The sequence below is a fragment of the Polymorphospora sp. A560 genome (genome assembly GCF_045781765.1).
In the GTDB taxonomy this organism is placed as follows: Bacteria; Actinomycetota; Actinomycetes; order Mycobacteriales; family Micromonosporaceae; genus Polymorphospora; species Polymorphospora lycopeni.
This window is the reverse complement of the sequence record NZ_CP122282.1, coordinates 5,003,524-5,020,352: the sequence shown is the minus strand read 5'-3', so window position 1 is coordinate 5,020,352 and position 16,829 is coordinate 5,003,524. Positions and strand designations below refer to the sequence as shown.

The following is a 16,829-nucleotide window of genomic DNA, read 5'->3' as shown; positions in this document are numbered from 1 at the left end:
CCGCGGCCACCCGGGAGGTCAGCGCCGCGGCGCCGGGCCGGCCGGCGCCGCTTCCCGCACCCGCTCGTCGCCGGCCGGCTCGCGGCGGATCGGGACGAGGTGCCACCAGGTCAGGCAGCGCCACACCCATTCCAGTGGGCCGTACCGGAAGCCGCGCAGCCACAGTGGACTGATCACCGCCTGCACCACCGCGATCGCCGCGCCGAGCAGGACGACCGTGCCGTAGCGGGTACCGGAGCCGACGTCGAGCAGCGCGTCACCGGCGACGATCAGCACCGACGCGAGCACGTAGTTGGTCAGGGCCATCCGCCCCATCGGCGCGAGCACCCGGTCCAGCGGGCCGCCCAACGGCGTACGCGACAGCAGCAGGAACCCGGTCACGAACAGGAAGGCGAAGACGAGGCCCGCCGGCAGCGACCGGTAGTGGGCGGTGGGGCCGACGCCGGCCCGGTACTGCAGCACCGCCGCGAGCACCGCGACCGGCACGGTGACCGCGAACGCGACCGCGAGCTGCCGCCCGCGCCGCCGCAACGTGTCCGCGATCCCGTAGCCGGCGACGGCCATGCCGAGCAGGAACAGGCCGGGGATGACGGTGAGGCCGTTGAACGTGACCCCGGCCGCCAGCAGCAGCACCACACCCAGCCCGAGCACCCACCGGCGGGACAGGTATGTCGCCGGCAGCAGCACCAGCAGCCCGAACAGCGCGTAGAACTTCAGCGCCTCACCGGGCTGCAGCAGGCTGTGCAGCGCCCCGAAGACCCCCAGCCACAGCAGCCGGCGCAGCAGCACCAGCCGGGGCCGGTCGGTCCGGCGCTCCGCCGTCCGCAGGAAGATGGCGAAGCTGACCCCGAACAGCAGCGAGAACACCGGGAACGGTCGTTGCAGGAACAGCAGTTCGAAGACGTACGCGTCGAGGTGGTCGGCGGCCGTGCCGGACGCCCTCGGCATCCCGGTCATCTGCACGATGTTCACCATCACGATGGCGGCCAGCGCCAGCCCGCGCAGGGCGTCGAGTTCGGAGATTCGCCGTCCGGTGGCCGGCGTCGCGTTCGGCGGGTTCGCGTCCATGGCCCCAGTCGAACAGCGCGGCCGGGTCCGGCGGCAGCGGGAAAGGTCGCCGCCGGACCCTACTTTCGTCGCATGCCCCGGTCCCCACGTCGGTGATCGGCACGCGTGCCGGGCCGGTCCCGCCGGTCCCGGATACGGTGACGGCATGGGTCCGCTCGCATGGCGTGGCCGCGGCGGGTACGCGGTCGACATCGCGGTCGTGGTGGCCGCCGCCGTGGTCGGCGCCGCCCGGGAGATCGCCGACCCCAACCTCGCCACCAAGCACGTCGCCGCCCCCGTCTGGACGTACGTGGCGGCGCAGGTGCTCGCCGCGGTGCTGCTGCTGCGCCGGCGCACCCGGCCCGGGGCGGTCGCCGCCGGGGTCGGCGCGCTGAGCCTGTTCGCCCCCGCCACCGCCGCCCTCTTCGCCCCGTACGCCGTGACCGCGTACGGGCGGGACCGGCGACGCGGCTGGGCGGCCGTCGGCGTACTGGTGGTGTGCTGGATGGTCGGCGCGCACGCCTGGGCGATCGCCGATCCGTTCTCCGGCCCGGCACTGATCCTGGTCTCCGCCCTGCTCGGCATGTACGTCCGTGCCCGCCGCCACCTGCTCGACGAACTCGCCGAACAGGCCCGCACCGACGAACGGATGCGGCTGGCCCGTGAGATGCACGACGTCGTCACCCACCGGATCAACCTGATGGTGTTGCAGGCGGGCGCGCTCGGGGTGACCACGACCGACCCGGCGACCCGGGCGGCGGCCGCCGAACTGCGCGCGAACGGCTGCCGCGCGCTGGCCGAACTGCGCGACGTCGTCGGGGTGCTGCGCTCCGGCACGCGCACGCCACCGGCCCGCGACGGCGCCGCCGGCGGCCCGGACCACGACGGCACGACCGACGCCGCGCCCGACAGCGTCGTCGCCGACCTGGTCGACCAGTCCCGCGCGGTCGGCCTGCCGGTGACCCTCGCCGAATCCGGCGACCCGGCCACGACCGCCCCGGCGGTGCGCCGCACCCTGGTCCGCGTCGTCCAGGAGTCGCTGACCAACGTCCACAAGCACGCGCCGGACTCGACGGTCACCGTCACCGTCCGCTACGGCCCCGGCGAGGCGCGGGCGGTGATCGCCAACACCGCTCCGGGCCGGCCGCCCGACCCGGCGGTCGCCGCGACCGGCGGCGGCTCGGGGCTGCTCGGGCTGCGGCACCGGGTGGAGATGGTCGGCGGCACGCTGTCGGCCGAGCCGACCCCGGACGGCGGGTTCGCGGTCTCGGCCACGCTGCCGGCGGGGGCGGCCCGGTGATCCGGGTCCTCGTCGCCGACGACGAGCGACTGGTCTGCGCACACCTGCGCACCATTCTCGGCGTCGCCGCCGACATCGAGGTCGTCGGCGAGGCGTACGACGGTGCCGACGCCGTCGAGGCCGTGGTGCGGCTGCGCCCCGACGTGGTGCTGATCGACCTGCGGATGCCCGGCGTCGACGGGCTCGCCGCCATCGAACGCATCGCCGGCTTCGACGACCCGCCCCGGATGATCGTGCTGACGACCTTCGACGTCGACTCGTACGTGCTGCGGGCACTGCGGGCCGGCGCGTCGGGCTTCCTGCTCAAGTCGACCCCACCGGACGACCTGATCGGCTTGGTCCGGGTCGCGGCGGCCGGCCACACCGTGCTGTCGCCGGTCGCGGCGCGCCGGCTGGTCGGCATCGCGGACGGTCCCGCCCAGGCCCGGCAGCGGGCCCGCGGCCTCGTCGCCGCGCTCACCGAACGGGAACGGGAGGTCCTCACCCTGCTCGGCGCCGGCCGGTCCAACCAGCAGATCGCCCGCCGGCTCCACCTGTCGGAGGCGACGGTGAAGGGCTACGTGTCGCGGCTGCTGGTCAAGCTGGAGTGCGCCAACCGCACCCAGGCCGGGCTGCTGGCCCACGAGGCCGGTCTCACCGACGGCTGACCCGGACCGGCGGCCCGGTACGGCGGGACGTCAGGCGGCCAGCCGGTAACCGACGCCGCGTACGGTCTGGATCAGGTCGGTGCCGAGCTTGCGGCGCAGGTAGCCGATGTAGACGTCGACCACGTTCGAGCCGGGATCGTGGGCCAGCCCCCAGACCTGGTCCAGCAGCCTCTCCCGGCTCAGTGCCTCGCCACGGCGACGCAGCAGGGTCTCGGCGAGCAGGAACTCCCGGCCGGTCAGCACCACCGGCCGGCCGTGCACCGTGACGGTCCGCCGGACGAGGTCGAGCTGCACCGGCCCGGCCCGCAGCACGGTGGCGGTGGCCGGACCCCGCAGCCGGGCGCGGATCCGGGCGAGCAGTTCGTCGAACTCGAACGGCTTGGTCATGTAGTCGTCGGCGCCGAGGTCGAGTCCGTTGACCCGGTCCGACACCGCGGCGCGGCCGGTCAGCACGATCACCGGGATCCGTTCGCCGCTGGTCCGGATCTGACCGAGGGTGGTGAGCCCGTCCTGACCGGGCAGCCCGAGGTCCAGCACGAGCAGGTCGTGGCCCGGGCAGAGGGCGGCCGCGTCGGTGCCGGTGGTGGCCACGGTGGGCAGGTAGCCGGCCGCGCGCAGCCCTCTGGCCAGCAACGCGGCGATCCTCGGCTCGTCCTCGGCGACCAGTATGCGATGCACCGAACCACCCCCACCGGACACGGCACGCGACCCACCCGTCAGCGAGCATCCGTCATTCCCGTCCACGGCGGCGTCGTCTGTCGGATAACCGTCGGCGGGGACCGGATGAGAGGACTCTCATCGGCGCCTGAGAAACGGGTGACGCACCCTCCCGACACTGGCCGGTACTGGCGGCACGACCGGGGTGGGGACAGGTATGGCTGGTATCGGTACCACGATCACGAACGCGCGGCGCGGTGGTGCGACAGCGGACCGCCGGCGGCACGGCCACCGGCGGCGCCGGACGCTCGTCCTGGCCGGGCTCACCGCCGCCGGGCTGCTGACCACCCTGCTGACGGTCCAGCCGGTCTGGGCGGTGACGTTCACGGTCACCAGCACCGCCGACGGGGTCGACGCGAACATCGGCGACGGAGTCTGCCGCACCAGCGCCAACACCTGCACGCTGCGGGCCGCGATCCAGGAGGCGAACGCGACGCTGCCCGGCGACACCATCCAGGTCCCGGCCGGCACCTACCAGCTCACCCGGCCGCCGGCCGGCGACAACGGCGACGCGACCGGGGACCTCGACATCGTCAGCCCGCTGACCATCGTCGGCGCCGGGGACGAACACACGGTCGTCGACGGCGGCCAGCCGCCGGCCGGGGCGCCGCCGGAGCGGCGCGGCCTGGACCGGCTGCTGGAGATCCACGACACCGCCGGCAACGTCACCGTCTCCGGCCTCACCCTGCGCGAGGGGTACGACCCGGAGCAGGGCGGCGCGCTCCTCAGCCGGTCACCGGGCCTGCTGCGCCTGCAGGACGTCGCCGTGCTCGACTCGTACGCCGGGGTGACCGGTGGCGGCATCGACCTCGACGGCGAGGGCCGGGTCGAGATCAGCGGCTCCGTCGTCCGGGGCAACGCCACCGGCGGCGACGGCGGCGGCATCCACAACCAGCACGAGGTCGAACTGACCCTCACCGACACCACGGTCGCCGGCAACACCGCCGGCGGTGACGGCGGCGGGGTGAGCAGCACCTCGAAGACCCGGCTGACCGTCACCCGCGGCACCGTCTCCGGCAACGTCGCCGGCGGCGAGGGTGGCGGCGTGCTCGCCGACTCGGAGCGGGCGACGACCGTACGCGGCACCGTCTTCACCGGCAACACGGCCGGCGACCCGGTCTCCGGCGACGGCGGCGGGGCCGGGCTCTACCTGGGCGGCAGCGGCGGGGCGACGGTCACCGGCGCGTCGTTCGCGGAGAACGAGGCGGTCGCCGAGGGCGGCGGGGTCGCGATCCACTCCGGCGGCCCGGTCACGATCGGCGACAGCACCGTACGCGACAACCACTCCGACTCCGGTGGCGGCGGGATCGAGAACAGCGGCATGCGGGTCACCCTGCTGCGGCTGACCGTCACCGGCAACAGCGCCGGCACCGACGGCGGCGGCATCGAGAGTCAGGGCAGCGGCGCCTTCTCGATCGTCGACACCTCGGTCAGCCAGAACACCGCGACGAACGGCGGCGGCTTCGCCAACGTCGCCGACGGCACCCTGCACGTCACCGGCTCCACGTTCTGGGACAACCGGGCCACCGAACACGGCGGCGGCATCTACAACGCCAGCGACGCCGACGCCCTGATCGAGAACACCACGTCGTCGGGGAACGTGGCCCAGGTCGCCGGCGGCGGCCTCTACACCGACGCCGACGCCGGCCTGCGGGTGGTCAACGTGACCGTCAACCGCAACGTCGCCCCGCGCGGCAGCGGCATCGGCGACGAGCCCGGCGGCTCGGTCAACTTCCCGGTCGAGCCGAGCACCTCGGTCATCCTGCGCAACACGATCGTGGCCGGCAACCTGCACAGTCCCGAGTGCAGCTTCGCGGTCGGTTCCGAGGGTGGCAACCTCGACAGCACCGACTCCTGCCACCTGCGCGGCAGCCGCGACCGGACCAACGCCGGCGATCCGCGGATCGACGCCATCGCCGACAACGGCGGCCCGACGATGACCCACGCACTCCAGGTCGACAGCTTCGCCCTGGACGGCGGCGTCGCCCCCTGCGGCACCGTCGACCAGCGCGGCGTCACCCGGCCGAAGAACTCCGGCTGCGACATCGGCGCGCTGGAGCACGAGGGGCCGTTCCCGGCCGCCGACAGCACCCCGCCGGACACCTCGGTCGTCTCCGGGCCGCTGTTCGCCGCCGAGCGGGCCACCTTCCGGTTCGCCGGCACCGACGACACGACCCCGGCCGGGGAACTGCTCTTCGAGTGCCGGGTGCTGACCAACGACCCGACCGACCCGACCGACCCGCCGGACCCGACCGAGCCGCCGGACCCCGAGTACATCTTCGTCGGTTGCCCGAACCCGTACGAACTGCTCGACATCGAGATGGGGCAGAACACCCTGGAGGTACGCGCCATCGACCGGGCCGGCAACGTCGACCCGACCCCGGCGGTGCACGTCTTCACCGGCGGCGACGACATCACCCCGCCGGAGACGGTCTTCGCCAGCACCCCGCCGGACCCGAGCGTCGGCCGGACCGCGGTGTTCAGCTTCCTCGGCACCGACGACCTCACGCCGACGAACCTGATCGGGTACGAGTGCCGGATCGACAGCACCGACGAGCAGGCCTGGCTGGAGTGCGCCAGCCCGTGGAGTTTCGCCAACCTCACCACCGGCACCCACACCGTGCAGGTCCGCGCCGTCGACGAGGGTGACAACGTCGACCCGACGCCGGCCACGTACACCTGGACGGTGTCGTCCCCGGTCGACTGCGACACCGCGAACGTGATCCTCGGCGCCGACGCGGACGCCTACGTCGACGAGTCGGTCACCAACCAGAACTTCGGTATCGCCGAGGCGCTCACGGTCCGCTCGTCGGCGCCCGGCGAGGACGCCCGGACCCTGGTCCGGTTCCCGCTGCCGACCGACGTCCCGGCCGCCTGCGAACTGACCGGGGCGACCCTGCGGCTGTACGGCGACGGCGACGGTGGCCGGACGCTGGAGGCGGCCGCGGCCGGTGCGCCGTGGTCGGAGATGCAGGTGACCTGGGCCAACCAGCCACCGGCGGTCGGCCCGGCCGCGACCACGACGTCCGGCGGCGGGTTCCGCGAGTGGGACGTGACCGGCCAGGTCGCGGCGATGCTGGCCGGTGGCGCCAACCACGGCTTCGCGATCCGCGACGCGGCCGAGGAGGGCGACGGCGCCGAATCGTCGTTCGCCTCCCGCAACACAGTCGCCGAACCGCCGCAGGTGCCGCAGCTCGTGCTCCGGTTCGACGGGCCGGGTGCGCCGCAGCCACCACCACCGCCGGCGCCGGTGCCGACCACCGTCACCTGCGGCCAGGTGATCACGCACAGCATCCTGGTCCGCAACGACCTGACCGACTGCCCGCTGGACGGGCTGGTGATCGGCGCCCCGAACGTCGTCGTCGACCTCGACGGGCACACCATCGACGGGCCGGGCTACTTCCTCGGCCAGCCGGGCTCGCCGGTCGAACTCCCCGAGCTGGGGCTGCCGGCCGGGATCCGCAACGTCGGCTTCGAGAACGTCGTCGTCACCGGCGGCACCGTGCGGCAGTTCGGGTACGGCGTCGTGCTGATGGCCGGCACCCGGTTCAACCGGATCAGCGGGCTCACCGTACGCGAGAACGCGGTGGCCGGCGTCGAACTGGCCGACGCCGACGACGGCCGCAACGCCAACGAGGTGAGCGACAACGTCTTCGACGCCAACGAGATCGGCCTGGCCGTGGTCGCCGGTGCGGAGAACAGCGTGGTCCGGGACAACACCTTCACCGGCAACCTCGGCGTCGCCGTGCACATGCGTGACGCCAGCGGCCACCTGGTCGAGGGCAACACGGTCAGCGGGGTGACCGCCGACCCGACCATCGGCAGCGACGGCGGCTTCCTGCTGGAGGACGCCCGCGACAACCGGCTGCTGGACAACACGCTGGCCGACACCGGCGACGGCGGCATCATCGTGTCCGACGGCTCGCACCGCAACCGGGTCGAGGGCAACACGATGATCCGTACCGGCGACGCCGGCGTCTCGGTCGAGGACTCCGACGGCAACCAGGTGACCGGCAACGTCGCCCACCTGGCGTCCGACGTCGGGGTCGGGCTCAGCGGGGCGGCCGGCACCGTTGTGCGCGGCAACGACGTACGGTTCAACCCCGGCGGTGTGGCGCTGGAGGAATCCAGCGACAACCTCGTGCAGTCCAACGACGCCAGCCGGTCCGGTGGCGCCGGCATCTCGGTCGGGGCCGGGTCACTGCGCAACCGGATCCTGGACAACACCGTGCACGGCTCGGCCGGCGGCGGCATCTCGGTCGACGGCGCCGCGGTCGACCCGGAGGGCAACCCGCTGGACGGCAACACCGTCGAGCGCAACAGTGTCGTCGGCAACCAGGGCGACGGCATCTCGGTCGCCGAGGCCGGTCACCGGCTGGCCGGCAACACCGCACACCACAACGCCGCCTTCGGCATCGACGCCGCCGAGGGCACCGTCGACGGCGGGGGGAACACCGCCGGCGGCAACGGCGAGCCCGAGCAGTGCCAGGGGGTCGTCTGCGGTCCGGGTACGCCGGGCGCGCCGCCGACCGCGGACCAGACCGCACCGGACACCGTGCTCACCACCACCCCGCCGAACCCGAGCAGCAGCCTGGCCAGCGTCCACTTCGGATTCAGCGGCACCGACGACACCGGCCCGCCGACGGCCCTGCGCTTCCAGTGCCGGCTCGACCCGCCGCCGGACCCGCCGGCACCCGAGCCGGAGCCGGGCGAGCCGCCGCAGCCGCCGGACGTCGACAACTGGGTCGAGTGCGTCAGCCTCACCACCTACCACTTCCTGTTCGCCGGTGTGCACCGGTTCGAGGTACGCGCCGTCGACCCGGCCGACAACGTCGACCTGACCCCGGCGACGTACACCTGGACGGTCGCGGCGGTGCCGCCGGGACCGGACACCACCCCGCCGAACACGACGATCTTCTCGATGCCGGACCTGGCCAGCACCTCGCCGGTGGCGACGTTCGGATTCCGGGGCAGCGACAACGCGTCACCCGGCCCGAACCTGCGCTACGAGTGCCGGATCGACACCGGCACGTTCGACCCCTGCCTGAGCCCGAAGTCGTACGCCGGCCTGGCGCTCGGCGGGCACACGTTCGAGGTACGCGCCGTCGACCTGGCCGGCAACGCCGACCCGACGCCTGCCACGTACACCTGGACGATCTCGCAGGCACCGGCGGACACCACGCCGCCGGACACCACCATCGACTCGGCGCCGGACGCCAGCACCGTGGCGACCGGGGCGACCTTCACCTTCTCCGCCGGCGAACCCGGCTCGACCTTCGAGTGCTCGCTCGACGGGGCCGCCTTCGCCGCCTGCACCTCACCCCAGGTCTACACCGGACTGTGGGCGACCGACCACGAGTTCCGGGTCCGGGCCACCGACCCGTCCGGCAACACCGACCCGACGCCCGCGGCGCACGCCTGGACGGTCCGTCCGGCACCCGTGCCGTCGGCGGTCACCTGCGGCCAGACGCTCACCCGCAGCGTCCTGCTGACCAACGGCCTGACCAACTGCGCCGGCGACGGGCTGGTGGTCGGCGCGGCCGGGATCACCGTCGACCTCAACGGCTTCGCCGTCGACGGTGTCGGTCAGGGCAACGGCATCCGCAACAACGGCCACGACCAGGTGACGATCACCAACGGCACGGTGCGGGAGTTCGACCACGGCGTGCAGCTCAACGCCGGCACCGCCGGCAACATCGTCGACGGGCTGACCCTGGAGGAGAACCAGGAGGCCGGCATCCAGCTCGTCGACGCCGACAACGGCACCGCCGGCAACCTGATCCGGGCCAACCAGCTCACCGCCAACGCCGACGGCATCGCGCTCACCGGCGGCACCCGGGGCACCCTGATCAGGGACAACACGATCGGCGGCAGCACCCTGACCGGCATCCATCTCGACGGCGGCAGCGGCAACCGGATCGAGGCCAACCGGATCAGCGGCGGCAGCGGGACCGGTGTGTGGCTGGTCGGGGCGACCGGAAACACGGTGACCGGCAACACCGTCCTCGACCACTCCGACGCGGCCCTGACCCTGGAGGCGGCGGCCAACGACAACCGGATCGAGGGCAACGACCTCACCGGGAGCGAGGCCGGCATCGTCGTCGCCGACTCCGGTGACAACGACATCATCGCCAACGTCGCCACCAACCACAGCGACACCGGCATCAGCCTGGAGAACAGCCGCGGCAACGTGCTGCGCGGCAACGACGTACGGTTCAACAGCAGCGGCATCGACCTCGCCGGGTCGTCGGGCAACCGGATCGAGTCCAACGACGCCAGCGACTCGTCCTCCGGCGGCATCTGGCTCGGCGACGGCTCGCTCGACAACGTCGTCACGCTCAACACCGCCAGCGGCAACTCCGCCGAGGGCATCTCGGTCGAGGCGGAGGTGCTGCCGGGGAGCACCGACCCGGGCAACGTCATCGACCGCAACATCACGAACAACAACGACAGCGCCGGCGTCTACGTCGGCAAGGCCGGCCACCGCATCTCGGCGAACACCGCCGACAACAACAACGGCTGGGGCATCTACGCCGAGACCGGCAACGTCGACGGCGGCGGCAACCGGGCCACCGGCAACAGCGAACCGGAGCAGTGCCACCAGATCCGGTGCGACGGCTCGGCGCCGACCCCGCCGGAGGTCGCCCCGCCGGACACGGTCATCGTCGACGAGCCGCCGAACCCGAGCAACAGCACCTCGGCGAGCTTCACCTTCACCGGCATCGACGACAACACCCCGCTGCCCGAACTCGGTTTCGAGTGCCGGCTCGACAGCACCAGCGAGACGGCCTGGGTCGAGTGCGAGAACCCGTGGACGTACGGCAACCTGGCCCCGGGGACGCACACGTTCGAGGTACGGGCGGTCGACCTGTCCGACAAGGTGGACCCGACGCCGGCGACGTACACCTGGGTGGTGGCGCTGTCGCCGCCCGGCGTGCCACCGGTGACCACGATCAGCGCCGGCCCACCGGCGCAGACCGCGGCCCGCAGCGCCCTTTTCACGTTCTTCGCCAACGAGCCGGACGCGACGTTCGAGTGCTCGCTCGACGGGGCGCCGTACGCCGACTGCGTCTCGCCGGTCTTCCACGAGGACCTGCTGCCCGGTACGCACGAGTTCCGGGTCCGGGCCCGCGACGCCGAGGGCAACCTGGAGCCGACCCCGGCGACCCGCGCCTGGACGGTCACCGGTCCGCCGGTGGTGACCCTGGTGCTGGCGCCGGAGGCGGAGCAGACGAGCACGACGGCCACGTTCGCGTTCGTCGCCAACGAGCCGGTCGCCCGGTTCGAGTGCTCGCTCGACCTGGCCCCGTTCACCACCTGCGTCTCCCCGGTGGAGTTCACCGGCCTCGCGATCGGCGACCACTACCTGCGGGTGCGCGCGGTCGACCTGGACGGGGTCACCTCCACCGAGGAGGAGATGGCCGAACACGAGTGGGAGATCGTGCCCGGCCCCGACACCACGCCGCCGGAGACGACGGTCGACAGCGGCCCGGCCGACCCGGCGACCGCCACCTCGGCCACGTTCACCTTCTCCGGCACCGACGACGTGACGGCACCCGCCGGTCTGCTCTTCGAATGCCGCCTCGACAGCCAGAACGAGGCCGATTTCGTCGAGTGCACCAGCCCGCACGGCTATCCGAACGTGGACCTGCCCGACGACCTGGCTCCCGGCCCACACGTCTTCGAGGTACGGGCCATCGACCAGGAGGACAACGTCGACCCGACCCCGGCCCGCCACGAGTGGACGGTGGCCGGCACCCCGGCCGCGCCGCACACCACCATCGGGGCGGCACCGCCGCCGTCCACGGCCGGCACGACGGCGACGTTCGCGTTCAGCGCCAGCCAGCCCGGCGTCACCTTCGAGTGCGCGCTGGACGGGGCACCGTTCGCCCCGTGCGTCTCACCGGCCAGCTACACCGGGCTCGCGGTCGGCGACCACGAGTTCGCCGTACGGGCCCGGACCGCCGGGGGAGTGACCGACCCGACCCCGGCCGTCTTCGGGTGGACGGTGCAGCCACCACCGGACACCACCGCGCCGCAGACGTCGATCGCGACCGGTCCGGCGCAGTCGACGGCGAGCCCGGCCGCCACGTTCACGTTCACCGCGGACGAGGCGGGCTCGACCTTCGAGTGCTCGCTGGACGCCGCCCCGTTCGGCCCCTGCGTGTCGCCGGCCGCCTACACCGGGCTGGCGCCGGGCGGCCACCAGTTCCGGGTCCGGGCCACCGACGCCGCCGGCAACGTGGACGCCACCCCGGCGACCTGGTCGTGGACGGTCACCCCGCCGGTCACCTGTGCCACGCCGGGCTCGGTCACGCTGGGCGCGAACGCGGACAGTTGGGTGCTGCAGTCGTCGGCGTCGAGCAACTACGGCACCGACTCGGCGATCAAGGTCGACACCAAGGCCGGCAGCAACGCCCGGGTACTGGTCCGGTTCAACCTGCCGGCCATCCCGTCAGGTTGCCAGGTCGTGGGCGCGAAGCTGCGGATGTACGCGTCGTCGTACAAGACCGGCCGGACGTTGCAGGCGGTCCCGCTGGCCGCGACCTGGTCGGAGGCGAACGTGCGGTGGAACAACCAGCCGGCGACGACCGGCACCCCGGCCACCGTCGCCTCCGGCTCCGGCTACCGGGAGTGGACGGTGACCGGCCAGGTCGGCGGCATGTACGCGGGCGGCAACTTCGGTTTCCTGATCCGCGACGCGGTCGAGAACGGCAACGGTGTCGAGCAGGGCTTCCACAGCAGGGAGAAGGGGTCCGACAACCCACCCCGGCTGGTGATCACCTTCGGGTGACGCCCGGCCGCCCGGCGTACCGCCCCCGTTCCGCCGTCGGGGGCGGTACGCCGGAGCACGATTCCCCAATGGTGAATGAAAGGTGAACGGGAGGTGTAGTTCAGGGGCGGAAATATAAGAGCCGTTAGGCGGATCGGTCGAATGTCGACGAAGGCGGCCGACCGATCCCCGGCCGTTCGAAGATTCCGGCCGTATCCACTTCGGAAGTACGATGCCGAGGCGCGCGGCACGAGGTGGCGGCCCGGTCCGCGCGACGACCATTCGCGCGACCCTGGGGAGTGTTTCGATGGTGGGTCGCTCCGGTTGGTCCCGGGCCATGCGGAGCATCCACACCCGAATACTCCTGTCCTACATCGCATTGATCGTCATATCGATCGGCGTTTCCGCGATCGCCATTCACGAGGTGCTCGTGATCCGCCTGGAAAGCCGGGTGGCCGAGGCCGTACAGCAGGAGTTCCTCGAGATGCGGCGGCTGACCGCGGACGGCCACGATCCCCGCACCGGGGCCGCGTTCACCACCGTCCAGGCCGTCTTCGACGTCTACTTCCGCCGCAACGTGCCCAGCAACGAGGAGGCGATGCTGGCCTTCGCGGACGGTCAGCTCTACCACGCCGCGCTCAGCCGGTTCCCGATCGACAGGCTTCCCGAGCCGGCCCTGCGGGCCTTCGCCGATGCCGCCGGCGCGCCCGCGCCCGGGCCGGACCGCCCCCGCCTGGCCAGCTACGACACCGGCAGCGGGGTGGCCTACTACGCGGCCCTGCCGATCCGGGTCGGCACCAGCAGCGGCGCGTTCGTGGTCACCATCCTCCCGGTGGGTGAACGCGCGGAGATCGCCAAACTCCAGCGGTACGGCGCCGGCGTCATTCTCGGCGTGCTGGTGCTCGCCTCGGCCTGCGCCTGGCTGGTGACCGGCCGGGTGCTCGGTCCGGTCCGGCAACTCACCGAGACGGCCCGGCTGATCTCGCAATCCGACCTGACCCGCCGTATCCCGGTCGGCCGCCAGCGCGAGGCGGCGGAAATGGCCAACACCTTCAACGCGATGCTCGACCGCCTTGAGGCGGTCTTCCGCCGGGAACGCGAATTCGTCGCCGACGCCAGCCACGAACTGCGGGGGCCGCTGACCATCTCCCTGGGAAATCTCGGCCTGCTCGACCGCGAGGTCTCCGGAAATCCGCAATGGCGTGGCACCATCGCCCTGGTCTCCGACGAACTGGTCCGGATGGGCCGGATAGTCAACGATCTGCAGCTGCTCGCCGATGTCGACCATCCACGATTCATCCAGCGCGAGCGGATCGACCTGGAGACGTTCATGGCCGAACTCGTGGTCAAGGTCAGTGCGCTCGCCGTACGCGACTGGCGACTCGACGAGGCCGGGCCGGGGCAGGGGACCGCCGACCGGCACCGGCTCACCGAGGCCATGGTCAATCTGGCCGACAATGCCGTACGGCACACCACCGGAACCGACACGATCGCCCTCGGCGCGACTCTCGTCGACGGCGAGCTACGGCTCTGGGTCCGCGACACCGGCTGTGGTGTCCCGCCCAAGGACCAGCCGTACATCTTCGACCGCCTGCGTCGCGGCGCCCGGGCCCACCTGCGCTATCCCGGCTCGGGGCTGGGGCTGTCGATCGTCAGGGCGATCGCGGTGGCCCACGGCGGCCGCGTCGAACTGGTCAGCGGGCCGGGCGGCGGAGCGACGTTCACCCTGGTCATTCCGGAGCGGCCCGGGGAAGGGGCACCGCCGTGGCCAGGATCCTGATCGCCGAGGACGACGCCCAGATCGCGTCGTTCCTCGTCAAGGGGCTGCGGGCGAACGGGTGGACGACGGTCCACGCCACCGACGCCGCACAGGCCGAGCGGTTCGGCGTGGGCCATGAGTTCGACCTGGTCATCCTCGACCTGGGACTGCCCGACCGCAGCGGCCTCGACGTGTTGCGGACCCTGCGGACACACCGCCGCGGGCTACCGGTGCTGGTGCTGACCGGCCGGCCGGGCCAGGACGCGGCCGCCTGCCTCGACGCCGGCGCCGACGACTACGTGACCAAGCCGTTCCGCTTCGAGGAACTGCTCGCGAGGATCCGGGCGCGGCTGCGGGACGCCGGCATCGACGAGCCGCCCATCCTCGCGTCCGGCCCGGTCCGGCTCGACCCGCGGGCCCGGCGAGTCACCGTGCACGGCCGGGACGTGGCCCTCACCGGGCGTGAGTTCGCCCTTCTGGAAGTGCTCTTCCGGCATCCCGGCCGGGTACTCAGCCGCGAACAGCTCCTGGCCCACGCCTGGGGCTACGACTTCGAGCCCAGCCCCAACCTCGTCAACGTCCACGTCAGCACCCTGCGCAAGAAGCTCGGCGTCGACGTGATCGAGACGTTGCGCGGCCTCGGCTACCGGCTCCGCCGATCCTGAGCCGGCATCGACCGGTCAGCCCTGCGGCTGGGAGATGTTGACCATCCAGGTCACCCCGAACCGGTCCTGGCAGGTGCCGAACTCGTCGCCCCACATCTGCTTCTCCAGCGGCACCGACACGTTCCCGCCCTCGGACAGCTTCGCCCAGTAGCCGCGCAGCTCGTCGGCGTCGTCACCGCTCAGGCTGACCGACAGGTTGTTGCCCGGCCGGTAGTCCTCGCCCGGCGGGTGGTCGGCACCCATGAGCGTGAACCCGCCGGAGGTGTCCAGCCTGGCGTGCATGACCTTGTCGGCGGCCGCCGGGTCCGGCGCGCCGAACTCGCCGTAGGTGTTCATCATCAGGGTGCCGCCGAAGACCCGCTCGTAGAACTCCATCGCCTGCCGTGCGTCGCCGTCGAAGCTGAGGTAGGGGTTGAGCAGGGAACCCATCGGGTGCTCCCTCCGGTCGCGCCAGTGCGGTCCCCGACAGGCTAGCGACGTTGCCCGGCACTTTCGCCGGAATGCGCAATCCCGGCCCGCATCCGGCGGTAGGCCAGCCCGCCCGCCAGGGCGGCCAGCAGGCCGGCGCCGAGAATCACCGGACGGGTGCCGTCGACGAGGAAGTCCTCGCCCCACAGGTGCAGCCGACGTTGCCCGATCAGGGTCACCAACAGTGGCGCGAGGGCCACCGAACACCCCAGGACGACCTTCAGCATCGACTGGTAGAGCGCGTTGACCCGGCCCCGCATCGCGTCCTCGACCCGGGAGCCGATGATCGTCACCCCGGTCAGGAAGGCGGTGCCGGCACCGGCGCCCACGGCCACGACGGCCGCCAGCGACACCGCCAGGTGCGGGGAGAGCGCCACCACGACCAGTACGCTCCCGGCACCGACGACCGCGATCCCGAACAGCCGTTCGTGCGTCACCCGACGGGCCAGCCGGGGCGTACCGAGGATTCCGGCCACCAGCCCGACGAACGCGGCGAGGAGCAGGAGTCCGAACGCGGCCTGACCACCGCGCAGGCTCAGCGCGTACGTCTGGGCCGAGCCGACGACGGCGCCGCCGGCGGCGAGGGCACCGGCCATGCCGATCAGCAGCCCCCGGACCAGCGGGCTCGTGCGTACGTAGGAGACGCTGTCGCGCAGCATCGCGCCCAGACCCGGGCCGGGCGTCGCGTCCGGCGCCCGGTCGGCCGCACCGGCCGGTGTGGCCGGGGTCGGGCGGGCGGCGAGCTCGGGCAGGACGGTCGCGATCGACACCGCGCTGGCCAGGTAGAACAGCGCGGCGACGACGACCGCGAGCCGGGTCAGACCGTTCATGTCGAGCACGTGCGACGGCAGGCCGAAGACCGTACCGGCTCCCGTGATCAGCGTGAACAGGCCGCCGGCGACGGCGATCGTGAGACCGTACGTCATCGCCAGGCCCAGTTGGGCCGCCGGCGCGACCTGGTCCGGTCGCCGCAACAGGCCGGGTACGGCGGCGTCCTTCGCCGGAATCCACATCGTCGTGGCCACCTGGACGAGGAAGCCGCCGACGAGGATCCACCAGTAGCTGTTCACCACCGCGATCGACAGCAGCAGCGCGCACCGGGCCAGGTCGGCGACGGCCATCACGGTACGCCGGTCGAACCGGTCCGCCAGCAGGCCCGCGACCGGCGAGAAGAGCAGGCCGGGCAGGAGGTTGGCGAACAGGACGCCGCTGAACGCGTAGTTCAGTCCGGCGCTGCTGGTGGCGAGGGTGCCGGCGAGCGCGGCGAACGCGGCCAGCGCCAGCCAGTCCGCGCTGCTGCACAGCCCGGTGACCATCCACAGCCGGCGGAACGCCGGGATCGCCAGCACCTCCCGGGCGCCGGCCAGGGCGGGACGCCCCGGGCGCCGCCCGGCACCGTCGTTTCCGGCTGCCGGGTCCTCGTCCACGCTGGCTCGCATCAGCGAATGCTAGA

9 protein-coding genes are annotated in these 16,829 nt (G+C 72.7%); 5 read left to right on the top strand and 4 right to left on the bottom strand.

Annotated features, from left to right (window positions below):
• Window positions 1-18: 18 nt before the first annotated feature.
• On the bottom strand, window positions 19-1,068 hold the full coding sequence (locus QCD66_RS22265) for a DUF418 domain-containing protein (protein WP_364212093.1): 1,050 nt from the start codon (window positions 1,066-1,068) through the stop codon (window positions 19-21).
• 145 nt (window positions 1,069-1,213) lie between these two features.
• Between QCD66_RS22265 and QCD66_RS22260 the strand changes: the two genes are divergently transcribed.
• Window positions 1,214-2,347, top strand: a complete 1,134-nt coding sequence (locus QCD66_RS22260; protein ID WP_375732723.1) for a sensor histidine kinase — start codon at window positions 1,214-1,216, stop codon at window positions 2,345-2,347.
• Window positions 2,344-2,994: a response regulator transcription factor gene (locus QCD66_RS22255; protein ID WP_364212087.1), complete on the top strand. Its 651-nt coding sequence runs from the start codon at window positions 2,344-2,346 to the stop codon at window positions 2,992-2,994. Before QCD66_RS22260 ends, QCD66_RS22255 begins: the two co-directional genes overlap by 4 nt.
• 30 nt (window positions 2,995-3,024) lie before the next feature.
• Here QCD66_RS22255 and QCD66_RS22250 read toward each other — a convergent pair whose 3' ends face one another.
• Complete coding sequence (locus QCD66_RS22250) at window positions 3,025-3,672, bottom strand: response regulator transcription factor (RefSeq protein WP_364212084.1); 648 nt, start codon at window positions 3,670-3,672, stop codon at window positions 3,025-3,027.
• A gap of 196 nt (window positions 3,673-3,868) precedes the next feature.
• Between QCD66_RS22250 and QCD66_RS22245 the strand changes: the two genes are divergently transcribed.
• The 3 genes from QCD66_RS22245 (at window position 3,869) to QCD66_RS22235 (ending at window position 14,908) form a co-directional block, all read left to right on the top strand.
• Entirely contained in the window at window positions 3,869-12,505 is an 8,637-nt protein-coding gene (locus tag QCD66_RS22245; protein ID WP_375732724.1) for a right-handed parallel beta-helix repeat-containing protein, read from the top strand.
• Window positions 12,506-12,914: 409 nt separating this feature from the next.
• Window positions 12,915-14,264 (top strand): sensor histidine kinase, encoded by a 1,350-nt coding sequence (locus QCD66_RS22240; protein WP_407566764.1) that lies wholly within the window; start codon window positions 12,915-12,917, stop codon window positions 14,262-14,264.
• On the top strand, window positions 14,249-14,908 hold the full coding sequence (locus QCD66_RS22235; protein WP_375732726.1) for a response regulator transcription factor: 660 nt from the start codon (window positions 14,249-14,251) through the stop codon (window positions 14,906-14,908). The genes QCD66_RS22240 and QCD66_RS22235 overlap by 16 nt, the downstream gene beginning before the upstream one ends.
• Window positions 14,909-14,923: 15 nt before the next feature.
• On the opposite strand, the gene QCD66_RS22230 is transcribed toward QCD66_RS22235, so the two are convergent.
• Entirely contained in the window at window positions 14,924-15,337 is a 414-nt protein-coding gene (locus QCD66_RS22230) for a VOC family protein (RefSeq protein WP_364212073.1), read from the bottom strand.
• A gap of 41 nt (window positions 15,338-15,378) precedes the next feature.
• Window positions 15,379-16,815: an MFS transporter gene (locus QCD66_RS22225; protein ID WP_375732727.1), complete on the bottom strand. Its 1,437-nt coding sequence runs from the start codon at window positions 16,813-16,815 to the stop codon at window positions 15,379-15,381.
• Window positions 16,816-16,829 lie beyond the last annotated feature (14 nt).

Bases quoted from the DNA above. Each gene is read 5' to 3' on its own strand.
- QCD66_RS22265 (WP_364212093.1), bottom strand. From the start codon at position 1,068: ATGGACGCGAACCCGCCGAACGCGACGCCGGCCACCGGACGGCGAATC.
- QCD66_RS22260 (WP_375732723.1), top strand. From the start codon at position 1,214: ATGGGTCCGCTCGCATGGCGTGGCCGCGGCGGGTACGCGGTCGACATC.
- QCD66_RS22245 (WP_375732724.1), top strand. From the start codon at position 3,869: ATGGCTGGTATCGGTACCACGATCACGAACGCGCGGCGCGGTGGTGCG.
- QCD66_RS22230 (WP_364212073.1), bottom strand. From the start codon at position 15,337: ATGGGTTCCCTGCTCAACCCCTACCTCAGCTTCGACGGCGACGCACGG.
- QCD66_RS22225 (WP_375732727.1), bottom strand. From the start codon at position 16,815: ATGCGAGCCAGCGTGGACGAGGACCCGGCAGCCGGAAACGACGGTGCC.